The organism is Domibacillus indicus, assembly GCF_023715895.1.
GTDB classification, from domain to species: Bacteria; Bacillota; Bacilli; order Bacillales; family Domibacillaceae; genus Domibacillus; species Domibacillus indicus_A.
On the sequence record NZ_JAMBOO010000006.1, the window covers coordinates 1 to 23,323 of the forward strand.

Sequence of the window (23,323 nt, forward strand, 5' to 3'; positions counted from 1 at the left end):
CAGTGTGGCCGATCACCCTCTCAGGTCGGCTACGCATCGTTGCCTTGGTGAGCCGTTACCTCACCAACTAGCTAATGCGCCGCGGGTCCATCTGTAAGTGACAGCCGAAGCCGCCTTTCAATCAAGAACCATGCGGTTCTTGATGTTATCCGGTATTAGCCCCGGTTTCCCGGAGTTATCCCAGTCTTACAGGCAGGTTACCCACGTGTTACTCACCCGTCCGCCGCTGACTTCTGGGAGCAAGCTCCCTTCTGTCCGCTCGACTTGCATGTATTAGGCACGCCGCCAGCGTTCGTCCTGAGCCAGGATCAAACTCTCCAAAAAGTGTTTGACTTGCTCATTTGCTTCCATTAAAACACGGGGTGTTTTTAATGGAAGATAAAAATTTAAAACGTTGACGTTTTTATTGATTTTGTTCAGTTTTCAATGTTCAATTTAACTTAGCGTCGATGTATTAAAACTTCGAACAGCGACCTTTAAATAATACCATGACAAACATCTTTCGTCAATCATTATTTTTTATTTTTTCAGCTGTTTTTTGTTTACCTATCAGCGACGCTAATTAATATAACATTGGTTCAACCCAAGAGTCAATTACTTTTTTTAAAAAGCTCAATTATTTTTTCGTTTGATAATAACGATGAAATACACCCTGTCCTTTTGTTTGAACAGAAACGACTTGAACAAGCTGCCGGTCGATTAAATATTCTATTAATGTAACGAGATCAACTGCATAATGCATTACTTCTTCATGAGTCAGTAACTCGCTGATTGTCCACCATTCTTTTTCTTTCATTAAGGACAATAAATGCTCCGCTCCCCGCTCAGTCCGAGAGTGAATCAAAAATTCACTCGCTAAAAACAGCAGCTCTAGTCTTTTTTGAAGATTTTCATCGCTTGTTAAAAGCTCTTCATATAGTTTGTAAATCTCCGGTTCAATATGCCGCACTTGATTCCAGACAGTGAGTTCTGGATAAAAGCCATTTTCAATAACAGAAAGCCGCGCCAGGTGATGCAGAGAATGAAGTACGTGATTGTAGGCATCTAAAAAATGACCATCATTGAAAAATGCTTTTCCATCTGTATATCGCTTGATCAATTTAGCAAATTCAATAGTCATTTTAATTTTACGGCCGTAAAATGGAAAATCGCGCATTTCTGTTTTTAATTCCTGCACATATTCATTACGGTCAAATAAAATCCGGCCATGATACAACCATTCAATGACTTTTCGATTTGAGCCTAGAAGAAGCCATTCTTTTAGTTGCGCTTCTGTTATGATATACATGGAGGCTGTTTCTTCATTTCGATCTACATAATGTTTAATAAAAACGGGCTCATCCGCTTCTTTCACGATAATCAGCAGGATAGAATCAAAGTTTTCGGTAAACGCCCGATTTTGTTCGTTTTTTTGCACGGCCAGCACCCCGAGCGTGTTTTGCTGACTTGTCCGCTCTTGATATAAAGGACGCAAAAGATCTTCCACTTCTTTTCCTCCAGACATTTGAATTTCGTTTTGATTAGTTTCGACATAAAATGTCGAATTCCTCCCTCAAGCAAACAGAGATTATATGGTATAGTGTTCTATAGGGGGATGAGAAATGGCTAAAAAATATTCCAGCAAAATTAATAAGATTCGCACTTTTGCTTTGAGCCTGATCTTTATCGGATTCGTTGTCATGTACGGCGGGATTTTCTTTCGGGAAAATGCGCTTGTTATGACGCTTTTTATGCTGCTTGGCCTTCTATGTATTGTTGCCAGCACGGTTGTTTATTTTTGGATCGGCATGCTGTCGACCCGAGCAGTCCAAGTCGTCTGCCCAACCTGCCAGAAGCCGACGAAAATGCTTGGGCGCGTTGATATGTGCATGCACTGCCGTGAACCTCTGACGCTAGACGCTTCTTTAGAAGGAAAGGAATTTGATGAAAAGTATAACCAAAGGAAACGCTTTGATTAATCAGCATACATAAAAACCTCCATCCCAAAAGGGTGTGGAGGTTTTTTAATGCAGATCTTTCTGGCTGCATTCTGCACACGTTCCGTACACTTCCATACGGTGGTGACTAATCTTAAAGCCTGTTACATGCGCTGCCAGCTGCTCAACTTCATCTAATCCTGGATAGTGAAAATCAACAATTTTGCCGCATTCTTCGCAAATCACATGATAATGCTCTGTCGTAACAAAATCAAAACGACTAGACGTATCACCGTATGTCAGCTCTTTTACAAGACCTACTTCACGAAATACCCGCAAATTGTTATATACAGTAGCCACGCTCATATTTGGGAATTTTCCTTCAAGTGCTTTATAAATATCATCAGCCGTTGGATGTGTCATCGACTCAACGAGAAACTCAAGAATTGCGTGACGCTGAGGCGTAATGCGGACCCCTGTTTGCTTCAAGGTATCAAGCGCTGCCTTTAGCTGATCCTGAGATTCATGTACATGTGTATGTGACAAGGACAGACACCTCTTTTCTTTCTAAAAAGGATTATTACTTTATAATCTTTATAAACAGTGTACAGCCAAATGAGTCCCATTGTCAATGGTAAACAAAAACCGGCTTATCGCCGGTTTAATAACCTTTTGTAACATCGATAACGTTTGCATACTCGCCGCCATCCATAAAACAGTATAGATTATGCTCAAAGATCTCTATCGCCCGGGGAACGTATCTCTCCGTTACACTGGAAATATGTGGTGTAACTGTAATGCCTGGATGCCGCCAGAATGGATGGCCTTCTGGAAGCGGTTCTTTCACAAACACATCAAGATAAGCATGGGCGATTTCCTCATCATTAATGGCTGAAAGTAAAACCGTCTCTGAAACAAGGTCGCCGCGTCCAATATTGATAAACGCAGCTGTGTTTTTCATTGCTTCAAAATGCTCTGTCCCCAAAGCGTTCACCGTATCCGGCGTACTTGGCAGCACAGAGACAATAAAATCTGCTTCACGGACAGCTGATATCAATTTATCAATAGAGAAAACGCGGTCAAATCCCTCCGCTGCATGGCCGCTTTTATTAACCCCTGTTGTTGTCATGCCGAATGCTTTTGCAAGACGGGCGATTTCCTGGCCGATTGCGCCTGTCCCAAGAACAGTCACTTCTTTTCCGTAAAGTTCTCCAAGCGGAAGCTGCTTGTTCCACGTTTCCGTTTGTTCAAGCTTTCTCAGCTCGGCAAACCGCTTTACATGATTCAGCATAAACCCAATTGTAAATTCCGCCATTGGCGTTTTATGTATACCTCGCGCATTTGTGACTAAAATGTCTCGTTCTTTGATCGCCTGCAGCGGCATTTCCTCGATACCGGCTGATGCGACCATAATCCATTTTAATGACTTACATTCGTCAATATGTTCTTTCGTCAAGTCACTGCCAAAGGTAACGAGAATTTCCGCTTCATGAAGCGGGCGTGCTTCGTCGATGTGTTTATAAAATGAAAAGGTTTCATTCGGAAATTTTGTTTGAAGGTCCGCTTGAATCATTCTAGGCGGACGGAATGTAAAAACGATGTTCAACGCATATCCCTCCTTAGCTCAACTCTTTCACAGCCGCCAGTACTTCTTCTACATGCCCTTTTACACGCACTTTCCGCCATTCTTTTACAACTATGCCTTCTTTATTAATCAAGAAGGTAGAGCGTTCGATACCCATATATTCCTTGCCGAAATTTTTTTTAAGCGTCCAGACACCATATTTCTCTGCTGCTTCTTGTTTTTCATCTGCAAGCAGTGTAAAAGGCAGCTGGTGCTTCTCGATAAATTTTTGATGCCGCGCAGCCGGATCCGGACTCACACCGATCACGACCGTATCGTACTGGGCAAATAAACTGTTTTGATCCCGAAAATCACATGCTTCGGTTGTACACCCGGGTGTCATATCTTTCGGATAAAAATAAAGCACTACATTCTTCCCTGCTAAGCCGGCAAGGTCTACCATCTTGCCATCCTGGTCCGGCAGCACAAAAGCTGGAGCGGGCTTTCCTATTAAATTGGACATCCTGTTTCCCCCTTTTTTCTTTTAGCGTAGCGAATCAAATCGAAATTAGCAACCCGAAAGCGATGCATTGATTCCTTTCTTCAAGAGGTCTACAATAAAACAGGAAACCAAACCAGGAGGCTTGTCATAATGAATTTTTCAAAATCAGAAGCGCTTCATGAAGAAGCACTCAAACATATTGTCGGCGGCGTAAATAGTCCGTCCCGCTCTTACAAAGCGGTAGGCGGAGGATCGCCTGTTGCCATGAAACGCGGTGCCGGCGCCCGCTTTTGGGATGTAGATGGAAATGAATACATTGACTATTTAGCGGCCTATGGACCCATTATTACCGGACATGCCCACCCGCATATTACCGAAGCCATTACGAAAGCGGCACAAAATGGTGTTCTCTTTGGTACCCCGACCGAGCATGAAGTAATGTTTGCTAAGAAGCTGAAGAAGGCAATGCCGGCACTGGATAAGGTACGGTTTGTAAACAGCGGCACGGAAGCGGTTATGACAACGATTCGTGTGGCGCGTGCTTATACGAAACGTGATAAAATCATCAAATTTGCCGGGTGCTATCACGGCCACTCCGACCTTGTTCTTGTTGCAGCCGGCAGCGGACCGTCTACACTGGGCACGCCTGATTCTGCCGGTGTACCAAAAAGTATTGCTCAGGAAGTCATTACCGTCCCATTTAATGAAACCGAACCATTAAAGGAAGCACTTGAAAAATGGGGCGACAATGTAGCAGCCGTTATGATCGAGCCGATCGTCGGCAATTTCGGCATCGTTGAACCGAAACCAGGCTTTTTAGAAGAAGTTAAACGGCTCACCCACGAGGCCGGCTCATTGCTTATTTTTGACGAAGTCATCTCTGCTTTCCGCTTTATGTATGGCGGCGCGCAGGATTTACTCGGCGTTACACCGGATTTAACAGCGCTTGGGAAAATTATCGGCGGCGGCCTGCCAATCGGTGCTTACGGTGGACGAGCTGATATTATGGAAGAAGTAGCTCCGCTTGGACCGGCTTATCAGGCAGGAACGATGGCTGGAAATCCAGCTTCCATGCTGTCTGGTATTGCGTGTCTGGAAGTGATTGAGCAGGAAGGCGTTTACGAGCAGCTGGACCGGCTTGGTGCGATACTTGAAGCAGGACTTCTTCAGGCAGCAGCAAAGTCTAATGTCCCTATCACCATTAACCGTTTAAGAGGTGCTTTGACTGTTTACTTTACCGATCAGAAAGTCGTAAATTACGAGCAGGCAGAAGCAACAGACGGCGGGCAGTTCGCTAAGTTTTTCAAGGAAATGCTGCACCGCGGCATTAATCTTGCTCCGTCTAAATATGAAGCCTGGTTCCTGACGACAGCCCACACAGAAGAAGATATTCAAACAACGATAAAAGCGGCGGAAGAAGCCTTCGCGGCACTGTCTTAAGCATAAGGAAACGCCTTCAATTTGAAGGCGTTTCTTTTTCATTTTTCTTTCACTTGCAATGCCTTCTTTTCCGTTGTATAGTACAGTTTGTTTCACTCGCAAAAATTTGCGGTAAATACGTATTTATACAATTCTTTAGGAAAGGAATTACTGACCCAATGAAGCTTGGTGCCCGCATATTCAAAACGGGAATTGCTATTGTACTGGCTCTTTACCTTGCACAGTGGCTTAACCTGCCGTCGCCGGTCTTAGCAGGAATTGCTGCGATATTTGCTATCCAGCCGAATATTTACAGGTCTTATTTAACCGTCATTGAACAAATTCAAGCAAATATTATCGGAGCTGTTTTGGCCATCCTTTTTGTGCTTGTTTTTGGCAACCATATTATTATTATCGGCATGGCTGTTATTATCTGCATTATTTTGTTACTTAAATTTAAGCTTGAGAAATCTATTCCAATCGCCCTTGTAACCATCGTCGCTATTATGGAAGTGCAAAACGACCAGTTCGTCCAGTTCTCTATGATTCGCATGTTTAATATTTCGATTGGTGTTTTATCTTCTTTTTTAGTGAACCTGATTTTTCTGCCGCCGCAATACGAAACAAAGCTGTTTTCATTAATTAATCAACTGAATGAAGACGTCTTGAAATGGATTCGTATTACGTCACGCAACGCATCTGAGTCATATTTGTTAAAAAAAGACATTGTTAGACAGCGCGAAAAATTAATTAAAATTGATAATATGTTCTTACTTTATAAAGAAGACCGGACACCACTGAAGAAAAATCTTCGGGCAAAGCAGCGGAAAATCGTTCTGTACCGGAAATTAATTCTAACAACAAGACGGAGTATGGATATTCTACAGCGGCTCAACCAGTACGAAAATGAACTTCACCACTTAAACCCTCAACTGCTGCGTACGATGCAGGATCATCTTGACTGTCTTGTCAGCTATCACGAGCACCTGCTTCTCCGGTTTGTCGGCAAAGCAAAAACTACGGAAACGTCAGAGGAACTGTTTGAACCATGTATGAACCGTGATGAATTTATGCACATGTTTACGGATCAAATTTACAAAGATAATCAGCATGAAATCACCTCTTCTATTCACCTTCTCCATATTGTCTCTTCCATTTTGGAATATGGCGAAAAGCTTGAGAATCTGGATCATCTGATGACAAGCTTTTATAAATACCATACAGATGATGAGGCACCGGAGTACGAAGAAGAATAAAAAGCAATGCCCGGACGGGGCATTGCTTTTTTTATTGGTTTAATTGCTGAACTTGGAACAGCTTCCAGTAACCGCCTTGTTTTTTCATCAGCTCATCGTGCGAGCCGTCTTCGACCACTTCACCGTGTTCAATTAAAATAATGCGGTCTGCATGAGTAATCGTCGACAATCTATGCGCTACAATAAAGGTGGTCCTTGTTTTTGCCAGCGCTTCAATCGCTTCCTGAATTAAATGCTCGCTTTCTAAATCAAGAGCGGATGTTGCTTCATCTAAAATAAGCAGTGGCGGATTTTTTAAAAATACACGGGCGATTGCAACACGCTGCTTTTGGCCTCCAGACAGTTTCACACCACGTTCACCGACTTTTGTTTCGTAGCCGTTTGGCAGTGCCATAATAAAATCATGCGCATTGGCTGCTTTAGCCGCTTCTACGACCTCTTCCTCCGTCGCATCGGGGCGTCCAAGCAAAATATTTTCCCGGACTGAGTCGCTGAACAAAATATTATCCTGCAGCACCATGCCGATTTTATCGCGAAGAGAGCGCACTTTAAAATCTCGAATATCTGTACCGTCGAGTAATATACGGCCGCCTGTTACATCGTAAAAACGGGGAATCAGGCTGACAAGAGATGACTTGCCGCCGCCGCTCATGCCAACAAGGGCAATCGTTTCTCCTGCTTTTACATGGAGATCTATATCCCTTAAAACGAGCTCTTCTTTATCATCGTATCGAAAGTTCACATGTTCAAATAGAATATCGCCTTTCACATTTCGGCATTCCACCGCGCCTTCTTTATCGGTAATATCATACTTTTCATCAAGAAGCTCGAATACACGGTCCATTGATGCAATGGATTGTGTGAGCGTAGTGGATGAATTCACAAGACGGCGCAGCGGGTTGTATAAACGATCAATATAAGCAATAAAAGCCGCCATTGTTCCGACGGTTAAGTTTCCATCAATCACCTGCAGACCGGCATATCCAATGACTAAAAGCGGCGCGATATCAGTCAAGGTATTCACAACGGCAAACGCTTTGGCATTCCAGGCTGTTTGATCAAGCGCTTTTTGCAAAAAGTTTTGATTGTGCTTTTGAAAACGCTCCTGTTCCACCGGCTCTATAGCAAAGCTTTTAATAACCGGCATTCCCTGCACACGCTCATGCAAATGACTTTGCACCTCGGCGAGCGCCTGTGAGCGGGCACGTGTAAGACGGCGCAGATTGCCAAAGAAATACTTTACGCTTAGTCCGTAAAACGGGAACACAACAAGCGCCACCAGCGTTAACTTTACATCCATTGTCATCATAATAATGGCAGCGATCACGATGGTCGCTGCATCCAGCCAGACGTTCATCAAGCCGGTAATTACGAAGTTTTTTGTCTGCTCCACATCATTGATCACACGTGAAATCACTTCGCCTGCGCGTGTGTTGGCATAGTATTTAAAGCTGAGCTTTTGAATATGCGCAAACAGCTGGTCACGGATATCGTATAATATTTTGCTTCCTGTCCACTGAGCAAAGTACTGCCGGTAATATTCCACCGGATAACGAACAATGATAAACAAAACGAGCATAAGTCCAATCACCAGGTAAAGCTGGTCCTTTTTATCGGCGGCACTCATCGAGCCGCCAATAATATTATCAATTACGTATTTAATGAGGATAGGCAGCAATAGCGGTATCCCAAATTTTAAAATCCCGATGATCAGTGTACCAGCAATCTGCCATTTGTATGGTTTGACAAACTGCATATACCGTTTTATTACATCCATACTTAACCTCCCATCCACCACGAAAAAACCTGTTGAATACTTCAACAGGCATTTAACGGCACAGCTGAGAATACCTCCCGTACCAGCGTTCAATAAATCCGGGAGAAAAAGGGCCTTTTTTCTGCTCAATCAAATAAAGCAGATGGTCCATATTCCGCCGCAGGATTTTATCGATCACTTCCGGGTAATTCATCTCACGGCTATGCTGTCGGTACTCATCTTCATCCAGCAGAATGTACGTCATATCGGGAAAAACCTTTACGTCAAGATCATAGTCAATATACTTGAGCGCTCCCTGGTCAAATACGAATGGTGAACTGATGTTGCAATAGAAGTGAATACCATCTGCACGCAGCATCCCAATCACATTAAACCATTTTCGTGTGTGAAAGTAACAAATCGCCGGCTCGCGGGTAACCCACGTGCGTCCGTCTGATTCTGTTACAATCGTCCGATCATTTCCGCCGATTACAATATTTTCAGTTGCTTTTACGACAACTGTTTCTTCCCACACCCGATGAATGTGGCCATTGTGTTTGTAGCTGTGAATCTGAACCGATTCACCTTCTGCAGGAATCTCCATCGTTGTCCCCTACTTTCCAGCGTCACCTGCTTTTTTATTCCCTTTTTGTTCAAACGATAAAACGTTTCTTTTATATTATACCGATTAACAAGCCAAATGAAAACAAATGAAGCCCCGGCATCATTGCCGGGGCTCCATTTGTTTGGCTTTTTAGCCGTTTGTTGTGGAGTTTTTCTTGCGTGCTGCAGATTTCGCGTTTTGTTGTTGTACTTCCTGCACATTTGTTTCAGAAGCAAACTCTTCTCCATACTGCTGACCTTGACCTTGAGCAGATGCAGCGTTTTGCTTTTTCACTACGTTTACGTCTGTGCCGGCTACTGTTTTATTACGCTTGTTTGGCATGTTCTTCACCCCTGCAGTTTTTTTGTGGCTTTGACCTTCTCCACGTTGATTATATTGACCAAAAAGGGGGAGAGTTATGCACAAAAAATTAAACAAGAAGTGAGCGGCCGCCATCCACGATAATCGTTTGCCCACGGATCATAAAAGCGCCTGGCGATGCTAAAAACAAGACGGTTTGCACAATATCATCCATTTCAACAATACGTCCGGCTGGTGTGTTTTCCCTGGCATCTGCCAAAATTTCATCGCGGTTTGAAAAGTGCTTTAAAGCGTCCGTGTCAATCGCTCCGCCCGATACCGCATTTACCACGATATTCTTTGGCGCGAGTTCCACAGACAGATAACGGGTCAGTGCCTCCATGGCTGCTTTTGACACACCGACTGCTGTGTAGTTTTTCAAGTAGCGGATCGATCCAAGCGAGCTGATACTGACAATGGAGCCGCCGCCGTTTTTTTCCATTAATGTTGCCGCTTCCTGCGCACAAAATAAAAGAGCCTTGCTGTTAATGTCCATCGTCCAGTCCCAATGCTTTTCTTCAAGCTCCATAATCGGGCGCTGTACACCGGAGGCAGCGTTGTTAATAAAAAGATCTAATCGACCGAATTCCTGCGCAATCGTTTCAAACATGGCTTTGATTTTTGCTGTATCTCCTACGTTTGCTTTAATAACCAAAGCCCGGCGCCCAAGCGATTCAATTTCTTTTGCGGTTTCTTCCGCCGCCGTTTTGCTGCGAGCGTAGTTTACCACAATGTCATATCCCTGCTTTGCAAGTGCAATGGCGATGGCTTTGCCGACGCCGCGGCTTGACCCTGTTACAAGAGCTGTTTTCATTGGTCCATTCCTTTCACGTGCTTCCAAATTTTTTGATGAGAAACAGGAAACGCGTAAGTTTCTATTTCATGGGCCGGCACAAATGCCGTTCGGTCTTTTTGTACTTTTACATCGACTGTTCCTACGTACACATCGATTTCCCACGTTAAGTGGGTAAAAACATGGGTAATATCTGTTACTTTTTCCGGATTGATCTGAACGGTCATTCCATATTCCGTTTCCATATAGGAAGCCAGTGCCCCGCGCGGATTGATTCCCACAGGCAGCTCCATATTTGGAAACTGCCATAATTTTGCTAACAAACCGCTTTCCGGCCTTTTTTCAATTAGAACCGTTCCATCCGGCGCCTGCAGAACAAGAGCGCCTATCCGGACTTTCTTATCTGATTTCTTCCTTGTCTTCACTGGCAGCTCACGCTGAACCCCTTCCTCAAATGCCTGGCAATGATTTTGAACGGGGCATAATAAGCAGGATGGTGATGAAGGAGTGCAAATCATGGCGCCAAGCTCCATCAATGCTTGGTTAAAGGAAGAGGGATCTTCTTTATATATTAAGTGGCGAACGGCTTCTTCGAACACTTTGCGTGTCGACGGCTTAGCGATATCATCCCATATCGTTAAAATACGGGAAAGTACCCGCATGACGTTTCCGTCTACTGCCGGCTCAGGAAGTCCATACGCAATGCTCAGCACTGCACCGCCCGTGTAAGGTCCTACACCTTTTAAGGACAAAAATTCATCCCTGTCAGACGGCACTATACCGCCATAGCGCTCGGCTACTTCCTTAACGGCCGACTGCAAGTTACGAACACGCGAGTAATACCCCAGCCCTTCCCACGCTTTCATAACGGCATCTTCATCTGCCGATGCCAGTGATTCAACGGTTGGGAATTGCTCCATAAACCGGTTAAAGTATGGAATAACAGTATCCACTCTTGTTTGCTGAAGCATAATTTCGGATACCCATATTTTATAGGGATCACGTTCACGCCGCCATGGGAGATCGCGCTTTTCTGCTTCATACCAGCCGACTAAATCCTGTTGAAATTTCTTGGTGTTTATATTCTGTAGTGCACTGTTTTCCGGCAAATTAACTGTCCCTCCGCTTTCTCCATGTTACAATAGACTAGAATTCGGGAATACCACTTACATGAGACTTTTTTTAAAGGAGGCTGTCCTTATTGGATACTGGCACCCACATTGTCATGGGCTTTGCGCTCGGCGGTCTTGCCACGCTTGATCCGGTCGTTGCGGCAGATCCCGCTACAAAATATGCCGTTATGACAGCCGCTGTCATCGGTTCGCAGGCCCCTGATATTGATACCGTTTTGAAACTCCGCAACAATGCGGTTTATATCCGAAATCACCGGGGAGCTACTCATTCTATTCCAGCTGTTGTAATGTGGCCCCTTCTTATTACAGGTGCGTTGTTTCTGCTTTTTAGAGACGCTGACGTCTTTCATCTTTGGCTTTGGGCACAAATTGCGGTTTTTCTCCACGTATTCGTTGATATCTTTAACGCATACGGTACACAGGCGCTCCGTCCGTTTTCTTCAAGATGGGTAGCCCTTGGGGTCATCAACACGTTTGATTCCTTTATTTTCACGATGCATGTGATCGGGCTCCTGCTCTGGTGGCTGGCCGGCTTTGATCCTGCCCCTACATTTATCATCGTGTATGCGGTTCTGTTTATTTACTACATTCTCCGCTTTCAAATGCAGGGAGCCGTACGCGAGTCCGTCCGCCGCTTGATCCCGGACGCAGAAGAAATTATTATCGCACCAACCATGCGTTTTAATCAATGGCGGATTGCGGTTAAATCCCCTGAACACTTTTATGTAGCAAGAGGATACCGGCGTTCTGTCACGATTCTTGATAAATACAAACGTGTTCCTGTGCCGGATACCCCCTTGTTCCAAGCGGCCAAAAAAGATAAAAACCTGGATGCTTTTCTTCACTTTTCACCTGTTTACCGGTGGGAAATGGCTGAATATGATGACTGCTACGAAGTAAAGTTTATTGACCTCCGCTACCGCAGCAAAGAGTACTATCCATTTGTGGCGGTTGTGAAGCTCGATATGGATTACAACATTATCGGCTCTTATACAGGCTGGATTTTCAGCGAAGAAAAGCTGCGAAAAAAACTTACCTTTGTCCCTGGCGATCAATGAGTCAGATCATCAGAGTCATCTAATAGGTGCTTGTATTTCGGATTGCGGGCAGCAAATTCATGCAGGTTCGCCCCATAGCTGTCAATGAGCTGGGTGACCATTTTCTCTGTCCGCTCTTTTCCCTGATACTCATAGCCTGCTTTGGCGTATGTAGCTTCAAAGTCTTCCCATAAAAGCTCTACCCATGTTCTCGCGCGGGCAACAGACAAGCGGCTGTTTTTTTGAAGCAGCCGCTTTGTTAATGCTTGAAATGTTTCTTCCATGCTGATTACACTCCTTTATTTAATAGTGAGATCGGGATACCTTCTTCTTTCCCATCCCCGTTTAATCGATATCCCCAGGCAAAAACACCATTCATATACTCTACTTTAAAGTATTGACCTGGATCAGTCGTTAATTCATACATCTTGCCCGGCTTAAAATCATCCGGATTCATCAAATAAGCCTGCGCCATCGTCACTTTCCGGTCATATACCGCAAACTCATTTACAATACCGAGCTGCTCGGCTTTTCGCGCTTTTTCCCGAAGCCGGGCAATTTCCTGCTTTAATTCTATTTCACTCATGTCACTGTATCGCTTTTCCTGCTCCATGTTCATTCGTCTCCTCTTTGTTCTTCTAACAGGCGGTCAATCACCCGGTCAATATCTGATAAATCAAACCCTTTTCGATAAAGAGCCGCTTTCATTTTCTGCCGGTACTCCCGTTCCTCAAAGGACCGATAGCGCCAATGCGCTCTCTCCGCCTGATGCATAAGAGCTTCCAATTCCGCTTCCTTATCCGGTTCAGCGGCATTGGCTGCTTTTTTTACAATATCAGCAGAATAGCCTTTTGTCATAATGTACTGCTCGGCTTTTTTTTGCTGCAAAAATGCGGAATCGCGTTTGAATTTTTTAAGCTGCTTTTCAAATAGCGCGGCTGCTTTTTCAACCTGGTCTTCTTCAGTGAACTGCTCGATCAAGAGAGAAGCCGTATGATCATCAATTCCTTTTTCTTTTAGCTCGCGCAAAATCAGCTTCGGCCCTTTTTCTGTTGTCTGAATTTGTGTTTTTATATATGCGTCTGCAAACTGTTCATCATTCAAATAACCCATCGTTTCCAGCCGCTCCATAATTTCATCCCATGCGCCTGGTTCGATTTCCTTCTTTTTTAAATAATCGAGCACTTCTTTTTTGGAACGCATGCGAAGCGATAAAAACTGAATAGCTGTGTTGACACCGCGATAAACACCGTCCCGCACAGTAATCGCTTCAATGTCCGCTTCAGCGAGCACACGCCCTTTTTTTAATTCAAATTCTATTAAAACCGCTTCGTCGGCACTGAACGCATAGCTGCCATCCACCTCTATATTATAGCGGTCTATTCGCTTTTGCTGTACCGATATTTTCGTAATAACGCCCATCTACACCCCTCCTTGGCACATTCGTCTAGTTTGTTTTTCGAATGAAACAGGTAAAATACTATATAGTAAAAAGCGGGAGGTCTTAATAATGAAAGCAGTGATCGCAGGCGGAACCGGATTTGTCGGCAAAGAATTAACAAATGAACTGATCCGTCATGGATACGATGTTACTATTTTAACGCGAAATTCCGAAAATAAGAAAGAAGAAGACCGCCTTCATTACGTAAAGTGGCTCGCAGATGGAACAGAACCGGAAGCAGCGTTAGAAGGAACAGACGTTTTCATTAACCTGGCTGGCGAATCCATTAACAGTGGACGATGGACAGAAGAAAGAAAACAAAGAATTTTAAACAGCCGTATCACCGCTACCCGGGAAATGGTCCGCATCATGAAGGCACTCAAGCAAAAGCCAAAAGTGTTTATTAATGCAAGTGCTGTCGGGATTTACCCCTCGTCCGACATGGATACGTTTACCGAATCATCTAACGCAGCTGGCAGTGGTTTTTTAAGCCAGGTCGTCAATATTTGGGAACGTGAAGCGATTGAGGCGGACAAGGCGGGAATCCGGACCGTTCTTGCCCGGTTTGGTGTCGTGCTGGGTACAGAAGAAGGTGCACTTCCGCGAATGGCTCTTCCCTATAAAATCGGCGCAGGCGGCAAAATCGGCTCTGGCCGGCAGTGGGTATCGTGGATTCATGTATGGGACGTCGCCCGCGCTATTCGGTTTGCGGCTGAACATGAAGCGATAGAAGGACCTATGAATATTACAGCCCCAAACCCAGTCAGAATGAATGACCTTGGGAAAACACTTGCCAAAGTGCTTGGCCGACCGCACTGGCTGTTTGTTCCCGAGCCGGCGTTAAAATTGACACTGGGTGAAATGAGCACCGTTGTTCTTGACGGCCAGCGCGTACTCCCGGCCAAACTCACCCAGGCCGGATTTATTTTTCAATTTCCTCTTCTCCGTGGAGCGCTGAACGACTTATATTCAAGTTAAAGAAAAAGCACGAAACAATATTGTTTCGTGCTTTTTGCTCTTCTTTAAACTGTCCATTACAATTCATTTTCAGGCTAACTCGAAAAATGAATCATTTTACCATATCATGATTTCGATTTTACTGTAAGCTTTACGACCGTCTCTACTTGCGCTGTCTGCGGAAACATGTCAACTGGCTGAATGCTGTCGATTTTGTATACAGGGGCCAGTGCCACTAGGTCTTTTGCCAGCGTAGATGGATTGCAGGATACGTAAACAAATACAGATGGTTGAATCTGCTTAATCGTTTGAATCAGTTTCGGGTCCAGTCCGGTACGCGGCGGATCGGTCACGAGCACATCCGGTACCCATCCTTTTTCCTTCCAGATCGGCAGCCACTTTTCGGCAGGGCCGACTTCGTATGTTGCTTTCACACCGTACTTTTCCGCATTGGCACGGGCATCTTTGATGGATGCCGTAATCGTGTCCATTCCACGCACTTCCGCTGCATTCTTTCCAATCCAAAGACCAATGGTTCCGGAACCGCAGTAAGCATCAGCCACTTTATCGGATGGCTGCACGTTTGCGGCTTTTTTAACTTCATCATACAGTTTTTTCGTCTGTACCGGATTTAATTGAAAAAATGCGCGGGCAGACAATTCGTATTCAAACTCGCCCAGCTCTTCGGAAATCGTATCGCTGCCAGCGATGGTTTTTGAAACATCACCCATTACGAGGTGTGTTTTGCCTGGATTTATATTATGAACAACTGACTTCACACGCGGCTTTAACTCCATCAACTGCTTGGCAAACTCTTCTGCTCTCGGAAACGTTTTATCTCCAGTTACGGCCACAACTTGTACGTCTCCCGTCTCAAACCCGTACCGGACAACGATCGTTTTAACGCCTTGTTTATTTTTAGCACTGTACACCGGAATGGACAACTTATTCATTAATTTCTTGGCGACGCGTATTGTTTCATCAACCGCCTTATGCTGAACAATACATTCTTCAATATTCACAAGCTGGTTTGAATTGGTACTGTATAAGCCCATGATCATTTTACCTTTGTACACACCTGTTTGGAACTGTGCCTTGTTTCGGTAACGCCAAGGATCATCCATTCCAATGGTGTCGTGGATCGGCAGTTTGTCAATATTAAAAGAAGTATAACGATCAAGCGCCTGGACAACCAGTTCTTTTTTTTCTCTTAGCTGTCCTTCATAGCTAAGGTGCTGAAGCTGGCAGCCGCCGCATTTTTCGTAAATGTCGCATGGCGGCGTTACCCGTTCTGGCGAAGGCTTGCGCAGCTTTTTTACTACCGCTTCTGTAAACTTCGGCATGACCTTTACCGCTTCTGCGGTAATTTCTTCTCCTGGCAGGGCACCCGGTACAAAAACAGCTTTTCGTTTAAAATAGCCAACGCCTTCCCCATTAATTCCTAATCGTTTTATCGTAAGCGGGAACGTTTGTCCCGGTTTCATATCAATCCCGTTTTTCATTTCTTCACCTCATATTTAACTGTATCACAGAACCATGCCAATCAAAAGAAGCCGGGCATTAAGCGCCGGCAAGATGATCAAGAGATTTAAACGTATAACCTTTCTTTTTTAAATCACGAATGACATCCGGCAGCGCCTCGGCATTATCTTTTGATACGCTGTGCAGCATGATGACGGCACCCGGATGGATCTGCTTCATAATTTCATCATAAGCATATTGTTTTCCCTTCGGCTGATCAGCATACCAATCCACATAAGCCAATGACCACATCATATGTGTATAGCCGGCTTTTTGAGCGGTTTTCAACACGTTTTCAGAAAAAATCCCGCGCGGTGGGCGGACATATTTTGTTTTTTTCTGTCCGGTTACTTTAGCTACTTCTTTTTCAACCGATTTAAACTCTTCGATGACTGTGCTGCTTGGTACTGTTGTTAAATCATAATGATGCCAGGAATGGTTGCCGATAATATGTCCGTCTTTTACCATCCGTTTCAGCAAATCAGGCGCACTATCCACATAATGACCCGTTACAAAAAAAGCGGCAGGCACTTTTTCTTTTTTTAACGTATTTAAAATGCTTTTCGTGTAGCCATTTTCATATCCATTGTCGAAGGTTAAATAGACGACTTTTTTCTTTGTATCCCCTTTATAAAAGGAGTCATATTTCGCAAGCATTTCGTCAAGCTGGGCGCCTGCTTCAGCAGGGCGTCCGTCTGACGCTTTTTTAAATCCCCAATGAACGGCTTCTGACGACACGGCAATAACCGGCAGCATAAAAAGAAAAACGACAAACATAATAAATTGTCTCATCTCAGCACCATCCTTTTATGAATAAGATGTGCTGTATAAGAATTCTTCATCCGTGGAAAGATATTTCAAACAAAAAAACCGGCACAAGGCCGGCTTTTCTTAAGCAAATACAGGTTCTTTAAATTTCGCTAATTTTTCGAGTGATGTTTTATCCACTTCTTCATGCAGGCTGTTCCCATGTGAATCCATCGTTACAACAGCGGTAAATCCTTCTACGCGCAAATGCCACATCGCTTCTGGAATACCAAACTGCATAAGGTCAACACCTTCTACTCCTTTGATGCAATCTGCATAATACTGTGCGGCACCGCCAATTGCATTCAAATACACGCCGCCATGCTCACGCAGCGCCTGCAGCGTTTTTGGACCCATACCGCCTTTTCCGATTACAGCCCGAATGCCGAAACGCTTCATAATATCACCCTGGTACGGCTCTTCACGAATAGATGTTGTCGGACCAGCTGCTTTTACATGCCACTGTCCATCTTCATCTTTAAGCATTACCGGACCGCAATGATAAATCACCTGTCCGTTCAAATCAACCGGCGCACTATCGGCAGTGCTTAAATGTTTATGGATCGCATCACGGCCTGTATACATCATGCCGTTAATTTGAACCACATCGCCGACTTTCAGCTCACGAATTTGTTCTTCTGTAATTGGCGCTTCCAGCGTTACAACACGGCTTTCTGATTTTACTTCCTGTTCCTCAGGCTGGGCTGACTCAAATGATACCTCGTCTCCATCCTGGTAAAACCATTCGTTAATTCCGCCTGTTTCTGCATTTACCGCTACTCCTAAACGGCGATACGCCCAGCAGTTGTAAGCAACAGAAACGAAGAAGCTCGCCGGCAGCCGGTTCATCACGCCGATTTTACAGCCAAGCAGTGTCGTTTCGCCGCCAAAGCCCATTGTACCGATGCCAAGCTCGTTTGCATGCTCAAGTACATATTCTTCAAGCTTGCGCAGCTCTTCATTTTCATTTACATCATCTACGCCGCGGAAAAGCTGTGCTTTCGCTAAATCATACCCGGATGAACGGTCGCCGCCAATACCGACACCGATAAAGCCGGCTGAACAGCCCTGACCCTGCGCCTGATAAACAGAATGCATAATGCATTTACGAATGCCGTCCAAGTCACGGCCGGCTTTTCCAATCCCTTCAAGCTCGCACGGAAGGCTGTACTGAATATTTTTATTTTCACAGCCGCCTCCCTTTAAAATAAGGCGGGCATCGATATAATCTTCTTCCCACTGTTCAAATTTAATCACCGGTGTTCCTGGACCAAGATTGTTTCCGCTGTTTGACCCATCGAGCGAATCAACAGAGTTTGGACGAAGCTTTCCGTCCTTTGTCGCCTGCTCAATAGCAGCATATATCGCTTTTTGAATATGTATTTGGTTGACACCAACAGGCGTTTTGATTTTAAACGTTGGCATTCCCGTATCCTGGCAGATCGGTGAAATATTATCGTCTGCCATTTTAATGTTCGTTGTGATCGTATCTAAGCTCATTGCTGCCCGTGTGCCGGCGTTTTCACGCTCTTTTGCCCGTTTCACAGCACGACGCACATCTTTCGGAAGATTCGTTGATGTTTCGACAATTAACGTATACATGCTTTGCTGAAATGTTTCCAAATTCATTGTGCAGTTCCCCCTCAGGATTTTACTTATGTACAAAACAGCTGCCATCTTCCTTATTATACGCCTGTGGCAAAATGTTTAAAAGAAAAATTCGCAAACGGTTTCAGTATTATGTTTTGTTCGCTTTTGAAAAATACAATTCTATTATAAATGAAGCACAATGAATGACTTGTTGTTTCGGGTGCAGTTCAACGGATGTTCCTCGCAAAAAAAGACGATCCAATCAGGATCGTCTTTTTTTATCCGCGGCTGCGAAACTGTTCACATTTTAATTCAATATCATCGATCATTTCAATTAAACGATCAATATCCTCTACTTCTGTTTCTTCCGGATCAATGGAATCCAGCACTTCCATAAAGATATTGAGCCGTTCTTTTAAGTAGACGACCTGCTTTTCTTTTTCATGAATTGGTTTCAAGTCTTTTCTTCCTTTCTTCCTTACAGCAAGTAAAAGCCAATGCCCATGATGAAGTATGCGGCCAGAAGTGTCAACCCTTCAAACCAGTTCGTTTCACCATCATTGGAAATACTAATCGCCAAAAATACGGCAGTAATCATTGAAACAAGCTCCGGTATGGTGAATACAAGCGGCATTGGTGTTGGAAAAAGAAGCGATACGAGCACAAGCACCGGTGCCACGAACATGGCAACCTGGAGTGTCGAACCAATCGCAATTTCAACCGCAATGTCCATTTTGTTTTTCATTGCCATTAAAATTGCGGACGCATGCTCAGCGGCATTTCCGACAATCGCTACAATGATAACCCCAATAAAAAGTTCAGACCATCCAAATTGTTCACCAACCGCTTCAAATGTATGAACCAGACTTTCAGCCACATAGGCAACTGCTGCCGTTGCGGCAAGTAAAATAATAATTGCTTTTTTCTTGCCCCATTCCGGTACTTCTTCATGGTGAGCTGCCCCTTCTTCAGTGGCATACACACCACGATGAGTCACAAGCTTAAAAAACAGCCCCGCTAAATAAATGGCGATCATGACAATCGAAATGCCAATACTTAAGTTCAATGTTTTTGCTTCATTCATGTTAAGAGAAAAAATTTCCGGAATCACAAATGCTACTACAACCGCAAAGATAAGCAATGCTGAATTGTGACGCGCATCATGGACGCTAAACGTCTGGCGCTTATATTTTAGTCCACCCATGAAAAAGGAAAGACCCGCTACCAGGAGCAGATTTCCGAGTACCGAACCTGTCAAAGAAGCAAGAACGACACCGATCAGTCCTGCTTTTAAAGCAAAGATCGAAATAATAAGTTCAACGGCGTTTCCAAAAGTCGCATTCAGCAGTCCGCCTATACGCGGCCCGACGACGATCGCCAAGCTCTCAGTAGCCCTTCCCATGTAACTTGACAGGGCAATCACGGTTGCACTGCAAATAACGAACATGACCACACTCGGCCAGTGTAAAAGTGAACCTGCAACCGCCAATGGCAGACCTGCTGCAATGATAATTGCAAACACTTTTCCCATAATCCCACACTCCAATGCGTCAAAGTAAACAGCTTAATACTTAGTCATCATACCCGCTCTTTACCCGATTTAACACCATCGCCTGAATTATTTTTCCTTTTTTCCGATTAAACATTCGCTTTCCTTTTCTCTTTCTCCGAACTCTCCTTTCCCTATTCACAGCCTGTAATATACCCCTTGCATCTTTTTTTAATTATGTTATGATACTTAATACATTATAATTATTATAAAATAAAAATTAATTTATTCTAATTGAAATCCCTTATCAATAAAGGTTTTGGTAATGATAATCATCATCAATAAGGCGATCTTCATTCTCAATTAGAAAAGGAGGATACATAAATGATTACACATATTGAGAATCAACCAGCAGCGAAAAAATGGTTTGATGAAATCACTTCGCATATCGAATTGATTGCCGCTTTGTTCAGTGGCCTGCTTATTGTGGCTGGCTGGCTGCTGGATCGGAATGGCAGTGATACGGCATCGGTTATTTTGTATTTATCTGCTTTTTTAATTGGCGGATACGCAAAAGCCAAAGAAGGCATTGAAGCAACAATTGAAGAAAAAGAACTGAATGTAGAAATGCTGATGATTTTAGCTGCAGCCGGATCAGCAGCGATTGGCTATTGGACAGAAGGAGCCATATTAATTTTTATTTTTGCAGTGAGCGGTGCTCTTGAGACATATACGATGAATAAAAGCCAGCGGGAAATTTCTGCTCTTATGGAGATTCAGCCTGATACAGCACTTGTGGTTCGTAATGGAACGGAAGAGTCTGTTCATGTTTCCGAATTAAAGCGCGGCGATGTGATTGTCGTAAAGCCTGGTGAGCGTGTACCGGCGGATGGCCGGATTTCAAAAGGCTATACAACGATTGATGAGGCCGCTATTACCGGTGAATCCATCCCTGTTTCTAAAGAAGCCGGAGCGGATGTTTTTGCCGGAACAGTCAATATGACCGGATCGGTTTATATTGATGTCACAAAAAGAGCGGATGAAACTCTTTTTCAAAAAATCATCAATCTCGTACAGTCGGCACAAAGTGAGAAATCACCATCACAACAATTTATTGAACGGTTTGAAGGAATCTATGTAAAAGCGGTACTGGCCGTTGTAGCGCTCATGATGTTTCTGCCGCACTACCTTCTCGGCTGGAGCTGGACTGAAACGTTTTACCGCGCTATGGTCCTGCTTGTTGTTGCATCACCGTGTGCACTGGTTGCTTCTATTATGCCGGCTACACTGTCGGCTATCTCTACCGGCGCTCGTAACGGCATTCTGTTTAAAGGCGGCGCCCACCTGGAAAATTTAAGTCATGTAAAAGCCATTGCTTTTGATAAAACCGGTACGTTAACACGCGGTAAACCAGAAGTAACCGATGTGATCATCCGCGATGATGTGGCTCGTATGGAATTGCTTGGGGCAGCTGCTTCCATTGAAAGCCGGTCCAATCATCCGCTTGCTCATGCCATCGTCCGTTATGTAAATGAACAGGGTATCGCCTTCTCTCCTCCGGAGCACGTTGAAGATGCAGCCGGCTGGGGCGTAAAAGGAACCATGGGCACGAAGACCTGGAAAATTGGTAAAGCTGATTTTGTAGGAAACGAGCGAGCAGCCGCTTTTGCAGATGGAGCTGCCCTTCAATTTGCCCAGGCAGGCAAAACAACGGTTTATGTGGCCGATGAAAACGGCATTGCCGCGATTATTGCTCTGCAGGATATCATCCGCGAAGAAACAAAGCAGGCACTTAAAACGTTGCAGGATGAAGGCATTTTCACCATTATGCTGACAGGTGACAGTGAAACAACGGCCCGCGCTATTGCTTCAGAAGCATCGCTTGATTCTTATATTGCCGACTGCCTGCCCGAGCATAAGGTAGATCAAGTAAAAAAACTGCTCGAAACGTATGGAACGGTCGCAATGGTGGGCGACGGTATTAACGATGCACCTGCTCTTGCTTCTGCTTCGGTCGGCATCGCAATGGGCGAAGGCTCGGATGTAGCACTTGAAACAGCAGATATCGTTTTAATGAAAAATGACCTTCCGAAAATTGCCGATGCTATTAAAATGTCCCGCAGAATGCAGAAAATTGTGAAACAAAACATCGTCTTTTCCATTTCCGTAATTGTTCTTTTGATTATCTCTAACTTTTTTCAAATGCTGGATTTGCCGTTTGGCGTTATTGGCCATGAAGGAAGTACAATTCTCGTTATCTTAAATGGCCTTCGGTTATTGAAACACACTTAAAAAAAGCCCCGCTTGAGAGAGTCTCAAGCGGGGCTTTTCCTATGCTGCTCCACGTTTTTGGTCATTGCGCAGGGCATTGATTTCACCGCCAACGAGAATAATCATCGCCGACAGGTAAAGCCAGATCATTAAAATGATCACTCCCCCGATACTTCCGTATGTGGCCGAATAATTGCCGAAATTATTTACATAAAATGAAAAACCGAGTGAAGTAATAATCCATCCAATTGTAGCAAAAATGGCGCCGGGCATAACGGTTATATATTTTACTTTTAAGTTTGGTGCCAGGTAGTACAGCCCGGCAAACACTAAAAATAAAACAACCGGCGGCAGCAGGAATCGAATCCATGTCCACAGGGCTAAGAATTCATCACCCATGCCTAAAAATTCAAACGCCAATTCGCCGATTTGCTGGCCAAATACTTGGAGAATCAGCATGACCGCAATTACAAAGATAAAAGCAAAGGTCAGCAAAATCGACATTCCGCGCGCTTTATAAAAAGGTCTGGTTTCTTTTACGTCATACGCATAGTTGAGCCCTTTAATAACCGCGTTCATGGCATTGGATGCCGACCAGATGGTCCCCAAAATCCCGACGGACAACAAGCCTCCATTTTGATTGGATGTTACTTCCTGGAGTGTATCCTGTACAAGACTTAAAGAATCGGAAGGCGCAAAGTCCTTGATTATATTAAATACTTCAGTCGGATCAATCGGCAAATACCCGAGCAGCGTGACCGTAAAGATCAGCAGCGGAAACAGCGCTAACAGGAAAAAGTAAGCCATTTGCGCCGCAACACCTGGTACATCGGACGACTTTACGCGCCTGAGCAGGTGCTTAATAAAAATGCGAAGCGCCGATTTTTTATCTGTTTGATCTGCCAAT

At 44.3% G+C, this 23,323-nt stretch carries 24 protein-coding genes and 1 rRNA gene; 6 read left to right on the top strand and 19 right to left on the bottom strand.

Annotated elements, in window-relative coordinates; translation table 11 throughout:
- Positions 1-324, bottom strand: a 16S ribosomal RNA gene (locus tag M3221_RS11655); the annotation flags it as partial.
- A 292-nt stretch (positions 325-616) separates the two neighbouring features.
- Positions 617-1,486 carry a nucleotidyltransferase-like protein gene (locus tag M3221_RS11660; RefSeq protein WP_251271947.1) on the bottom strand — a complete coding sequence of 290 codons (870 nt, stop codon included), beginning with the start codon at positions 1,484-1,486 and terminating at the stop codon, positions 617-619.
- 115 nt (positions 1,487-1,601) lie between these two features.
- Between M3221_RS11660 and M3221_RS11665 the strand changes: the two genes are divergently transcribed.
- A complete protein-coding gene (locus M3221_RS11665; protein WP_251271948.1) occupies positions 1,602-1,958 on the top strand; it encodes a YgzB family protein in 357 nt (118 codons plus the stop codon).
- A gap of 45 nt (positions 1,959-2,003) precedes the next feature.
- On the opposite strand, the gene perR is transcribed toward M3221_RS11665, so the two are convergent.
- The 3 genes from perR to bcp form a co-directional block, all read right to left on the bottom strand.
- Positions 2,004-2,462: a peroxide-responsive transcriptional repressor PerR gene (gene perR, locus M3221_RS11670; protein ID WP_242233767.1), complete on the bottom strand. Its 459-nt coding sequence runs from the start codon at positions 2,460-2,462 to the stop codon at positions 2,004-2,006.
- Between the two features lie 115 nt (positions 2,463-2,577).
- Positions 2,578-3,522: a D-2-hydroxyacid dehydrogenase gene (locus M3221_RS11675; protein ID WP_251271949.1), complete on the bottom strand. Its 945-nt coding sequence runs from the start codon at positions 3,520-3,522 to the stop codon at positions 2,578-2,580.
- A gap of 13 nt (positions 3,523-3,535) precedes the next feature.
- A complete protein-coding gene (gene bcp, locus M3221_RS11680; protein WP_251271950.1) occupies positions 3,536-4,003 on the bottom strand; it encodes a thioredoxin-dependent thiol peroxidase in 468 nt (155 codons plus the stop codon).
- A gap of 129 nt (positions 4,004-4,132) precedes the next feature.
- Between bcp and M3221_RS11685 the strand changes: the two genes are divergently transcribed.
- The gene (locus M3221_RS11685) at positions 4,133-5,422 is read left to right on the top strand and encodes a glutamate-1-semialdehyde 2,1-aminomutase (RefSeq protein WP_251271951.1); all 1,290 of its coding nucleotides are present in this window, start codon (positions 4,133-4,135) and stop codon (positions 5,420-5,422) included.
- Positions 5,423-5,580: 158 nt separating this feature from the next.
- On the top strand, positions 5,581-6,657 hold the full coding sequence (locus M3221_RS11690) for an FUSC family protein (RefSeq protein WP_251271952.1): 1,077 nt from the start codon (positions 5,581-5,583) through the stop codon (positions 6,655-6,657).
- A 31-nt stretch (positions 6,658-6,688) separates the two neighbouring features.
- On the opposite strand, the gene M3221_RS11695 is transcribed toward M3221_RS11690, so the two are convergent.
- From M3221_RS11695 to mutY, 5 genes are all read right to left on the bottom strand, one after another.
- Entirely contained in the window at positions 6,689-8,434 is a 1,746-nt protein-coding gene (locus tag M3221_RS11695) for an ABC transporter ATP-binding protein (RefSeq protein ID WP_251271953.1), read from the bottom strand.
- Positions 8,435-8,486: 52 nt separating this feature from the next.
- Positions 8,487-9,017 carry a nucleoside tri-diphosphate phosphatase gene (gene ntdP, locus M3221_RS11700; RefSeq protein WP_251271954.1) on the bottom strand — a complete coding sequence of 177 codons (531 nt, stop codon included), beginning with the start codon at positions 9,015-9,017 and terminating at the stop codon, positions 8,487-8,489.
- A gap of 150 nt (positions 9,018-9,167) precedes the next feature.
- A complete protein-coding gene (locus tag M3221_RS11705; RefSeq protein WP_242233774.1) occupies positions 9,168-9,359 on the bottom strand; it encodes a gamma-type small acid-soluble spore protein in 192 nt (63 codons plus the stop codon).
- An 88-nt stretch (positions 9,360-9,447) separates the two neighbouring features.
- The gene (gene fabL / locus M3221_RS11710; protein ID WP_251271955.1) at positions 9,448-10,191 is read right to left on the bottom strand and encodes an enoyl-[acyl-carrier-protein] reductase FabL; all 744 of its coding nucleotides are present in this window, start codon (positions 10,189-10,191) and stop codon (positions 9,448-9,450) included.
- Positions 10,188-11,279: an A/G-specific adenine glycosylase gene (mutY, locus tag M3221_RS11715; RefSeq protein WP_251271956.1), complete on the bottom strand. Its 1,092-nt coding sequence runs from the start codon at positions 11,277-11,279 to the stop codon at positions 10,188-10,190. Before mutY ends, fabL begins: the two co-directional genes overlap by 4 nt.
- A gap of 92 nt (positions 11,280-11,371) precedes the next feature.
- On the opposite strand from mutY, the gene M3221_RS11720 reads away from it, so the two are divergent.
- Positions 11,372-12,361 carry a metal-dependent hydrolase gene (locus M3221_RS11720; RefSeq protein ID WP_251271957.1) on the top strand — a complete coding sequence of 330 codons (990 nt, stop codon included), beginning with the start codon at positions 11,372-11,374 and terminating at the stop codon, positions 12,359-12,361.
- Here M3221_RS11720 and M3221_RS11725 read toward each other — a convergent pair.
- From M3221_RS11725 to recX, 3 genes are read right to left on the bottom strand one after another with little or no spacing between them, the layout of a single operon-like run.
- A complete protein-coding gene (locus M3221_RS11725) occupies positions 12,355-12,624 on the bottom strand; it encodes a YfhJ family protein (RefSeq protein WP_251271958.1) in 270 nt (89 codons plus the stop codon). The genes M3221_RS11720 and M3221_RS11725 overlap by 7 nt on opposite strands.
- A gap of 5 nt (positions 12,625-12,629) precedes the next feature.
- A complete protein-coding gene (locus M3221_RS11730) occupies positions 12,630-12,953 on the bottom strand; it encodes a YfhH family protein (protein WP_251272093.1) in 324 nt (107 codons plus the stop codon).
- A 2-nt stretch (positions 12,954-12,955) separates the two neighbouring features.
- On the bottom strand, positions 12,956-13,762 hold the full coding sequence (gene recX, locus M3221_RS11735) for a recombination regulator RecX (RefSeq protein ID WP_251271959.1): 807 nt from the start codon (positions 13,760-13,762) through the stop codon (positions 12,956-12,958).
- Between the two features lie 88 nt (positions 13,763-13,850).
- Between recX and M3221_RS11740 the strand changes: the two genes are divergently transcribed.
- Positions 13,851-14,759: a TIGR01777 family oxidoreductase gene (locus M3221_RS11740; RefSeq protein ID WP_251271960.1), complete on the top strand. Its 909-nt coding sequence runs from the start codon at positions 13,851-13,853 to the stop codon at positions 14,757-14,759.
- A gap of 104 nt (positions 14,760-14,863) precedes the next feature.
- On the opposite strand, the gene rlmD is transcribed toward M3221_RS11740, so the two are convergent.
- From rlmD to cax, 5 genes are all read right to left on the bottom strand, one after another.
- Complete coding sequence (gene rlmD / locus M3221_RS11745; protein WP_251271961.1) at positions 14,864-16,240, bottom strand: 23S rRNA (uracil(1939)-C(5))-methyltransferase RlmD; 1,377 nt, start codon at positions 16,238-16,240, stop codon at positions 14,864-14,866.
- 58 nt (positions 16,241-16,298) lie between these two features.
- Positions 16,299-17,051 carry a delta-lactam-biosynthetic de-N-acetylase gene (pdaA, locus tag M3221_RS11750; RefSeq protein WP_251271962.1) on the bottom strand — a complete coding sequence of 251 codons (753 nt, stop codon included), beginning with the start codon at positions 17,049-17,051 and terminating at the stop codon, positions 16,299-16,301.
- Positions 17,052-17,150: 99 nt separating this feature from the next.
- Positions 17,151-18,695: a fumarate hydratase gene (locus M3221_RS11755; protein WP_285880254.1), complete on the bottom strand. Its 1,545-nt coding sequence runs from the start codon at positions 18,693-18,695 to the stop codon at positions 17,151-17,153.
- Positions 18,696-18,934: 239 nt separating this feature from the next.
- The gene (locus tag M3221_RS11760) at positions 18,935-19,114 is read right to left on the bottom strand and encodes an SE1561 family protein (RefSeq protein ID WP_242233784.1); all 180 of its coding nucleotides are present in this window, start codon (positions 19,112-19,114) and stop codon (positions 18,935-18,937) included.
- Positions 19,115-19,134: 20 nt separating this feature from the next.
- Positions 19,135-20,187 (bottom strand): calcium/proton exchanger, encoded by a 1,053-nt coding sequence (cax, locus tag M3221_RS11765; protein WP_251271963.1) that lies wholly within the window; start codon positions 20,185-20,187, stop codon positions 19,135-19,137.
- A gap of 342 nt (positions 20,188-20,529) precedes the next feature.
- Between cax and M3221_RS11770 the strand changes: the two genes are divergently transcribed.
- Positions 20,530-22,437 (top strand): heavy metal translocating P-type ATPase, encoded by a 1,908-nt coding sequence (locus tag M3221_RS11770; RefSeq protein WP_251271964.1) that lies wholly within the window; start codon positions 20,530-20,532, stop codon positions 22,435-22,437.
- Positions 22,438-22,476: 39 nt separating this feature from the next.
- Here M3221_RS11770 and M3221_RS11775 read toward each other — a convergent pair whose 3' ends face one another.
- Entirely contained in the window at positions 22,477-23,322 is an 846-nt protein-coding gene (locus tag M3221_RS11775; protein ID WP_251271965.1) for a YihY/virulence factor BrkB family protein, read from the bottom strand.
- Position 23,323 lies beyond the last annotated feature (1 nt).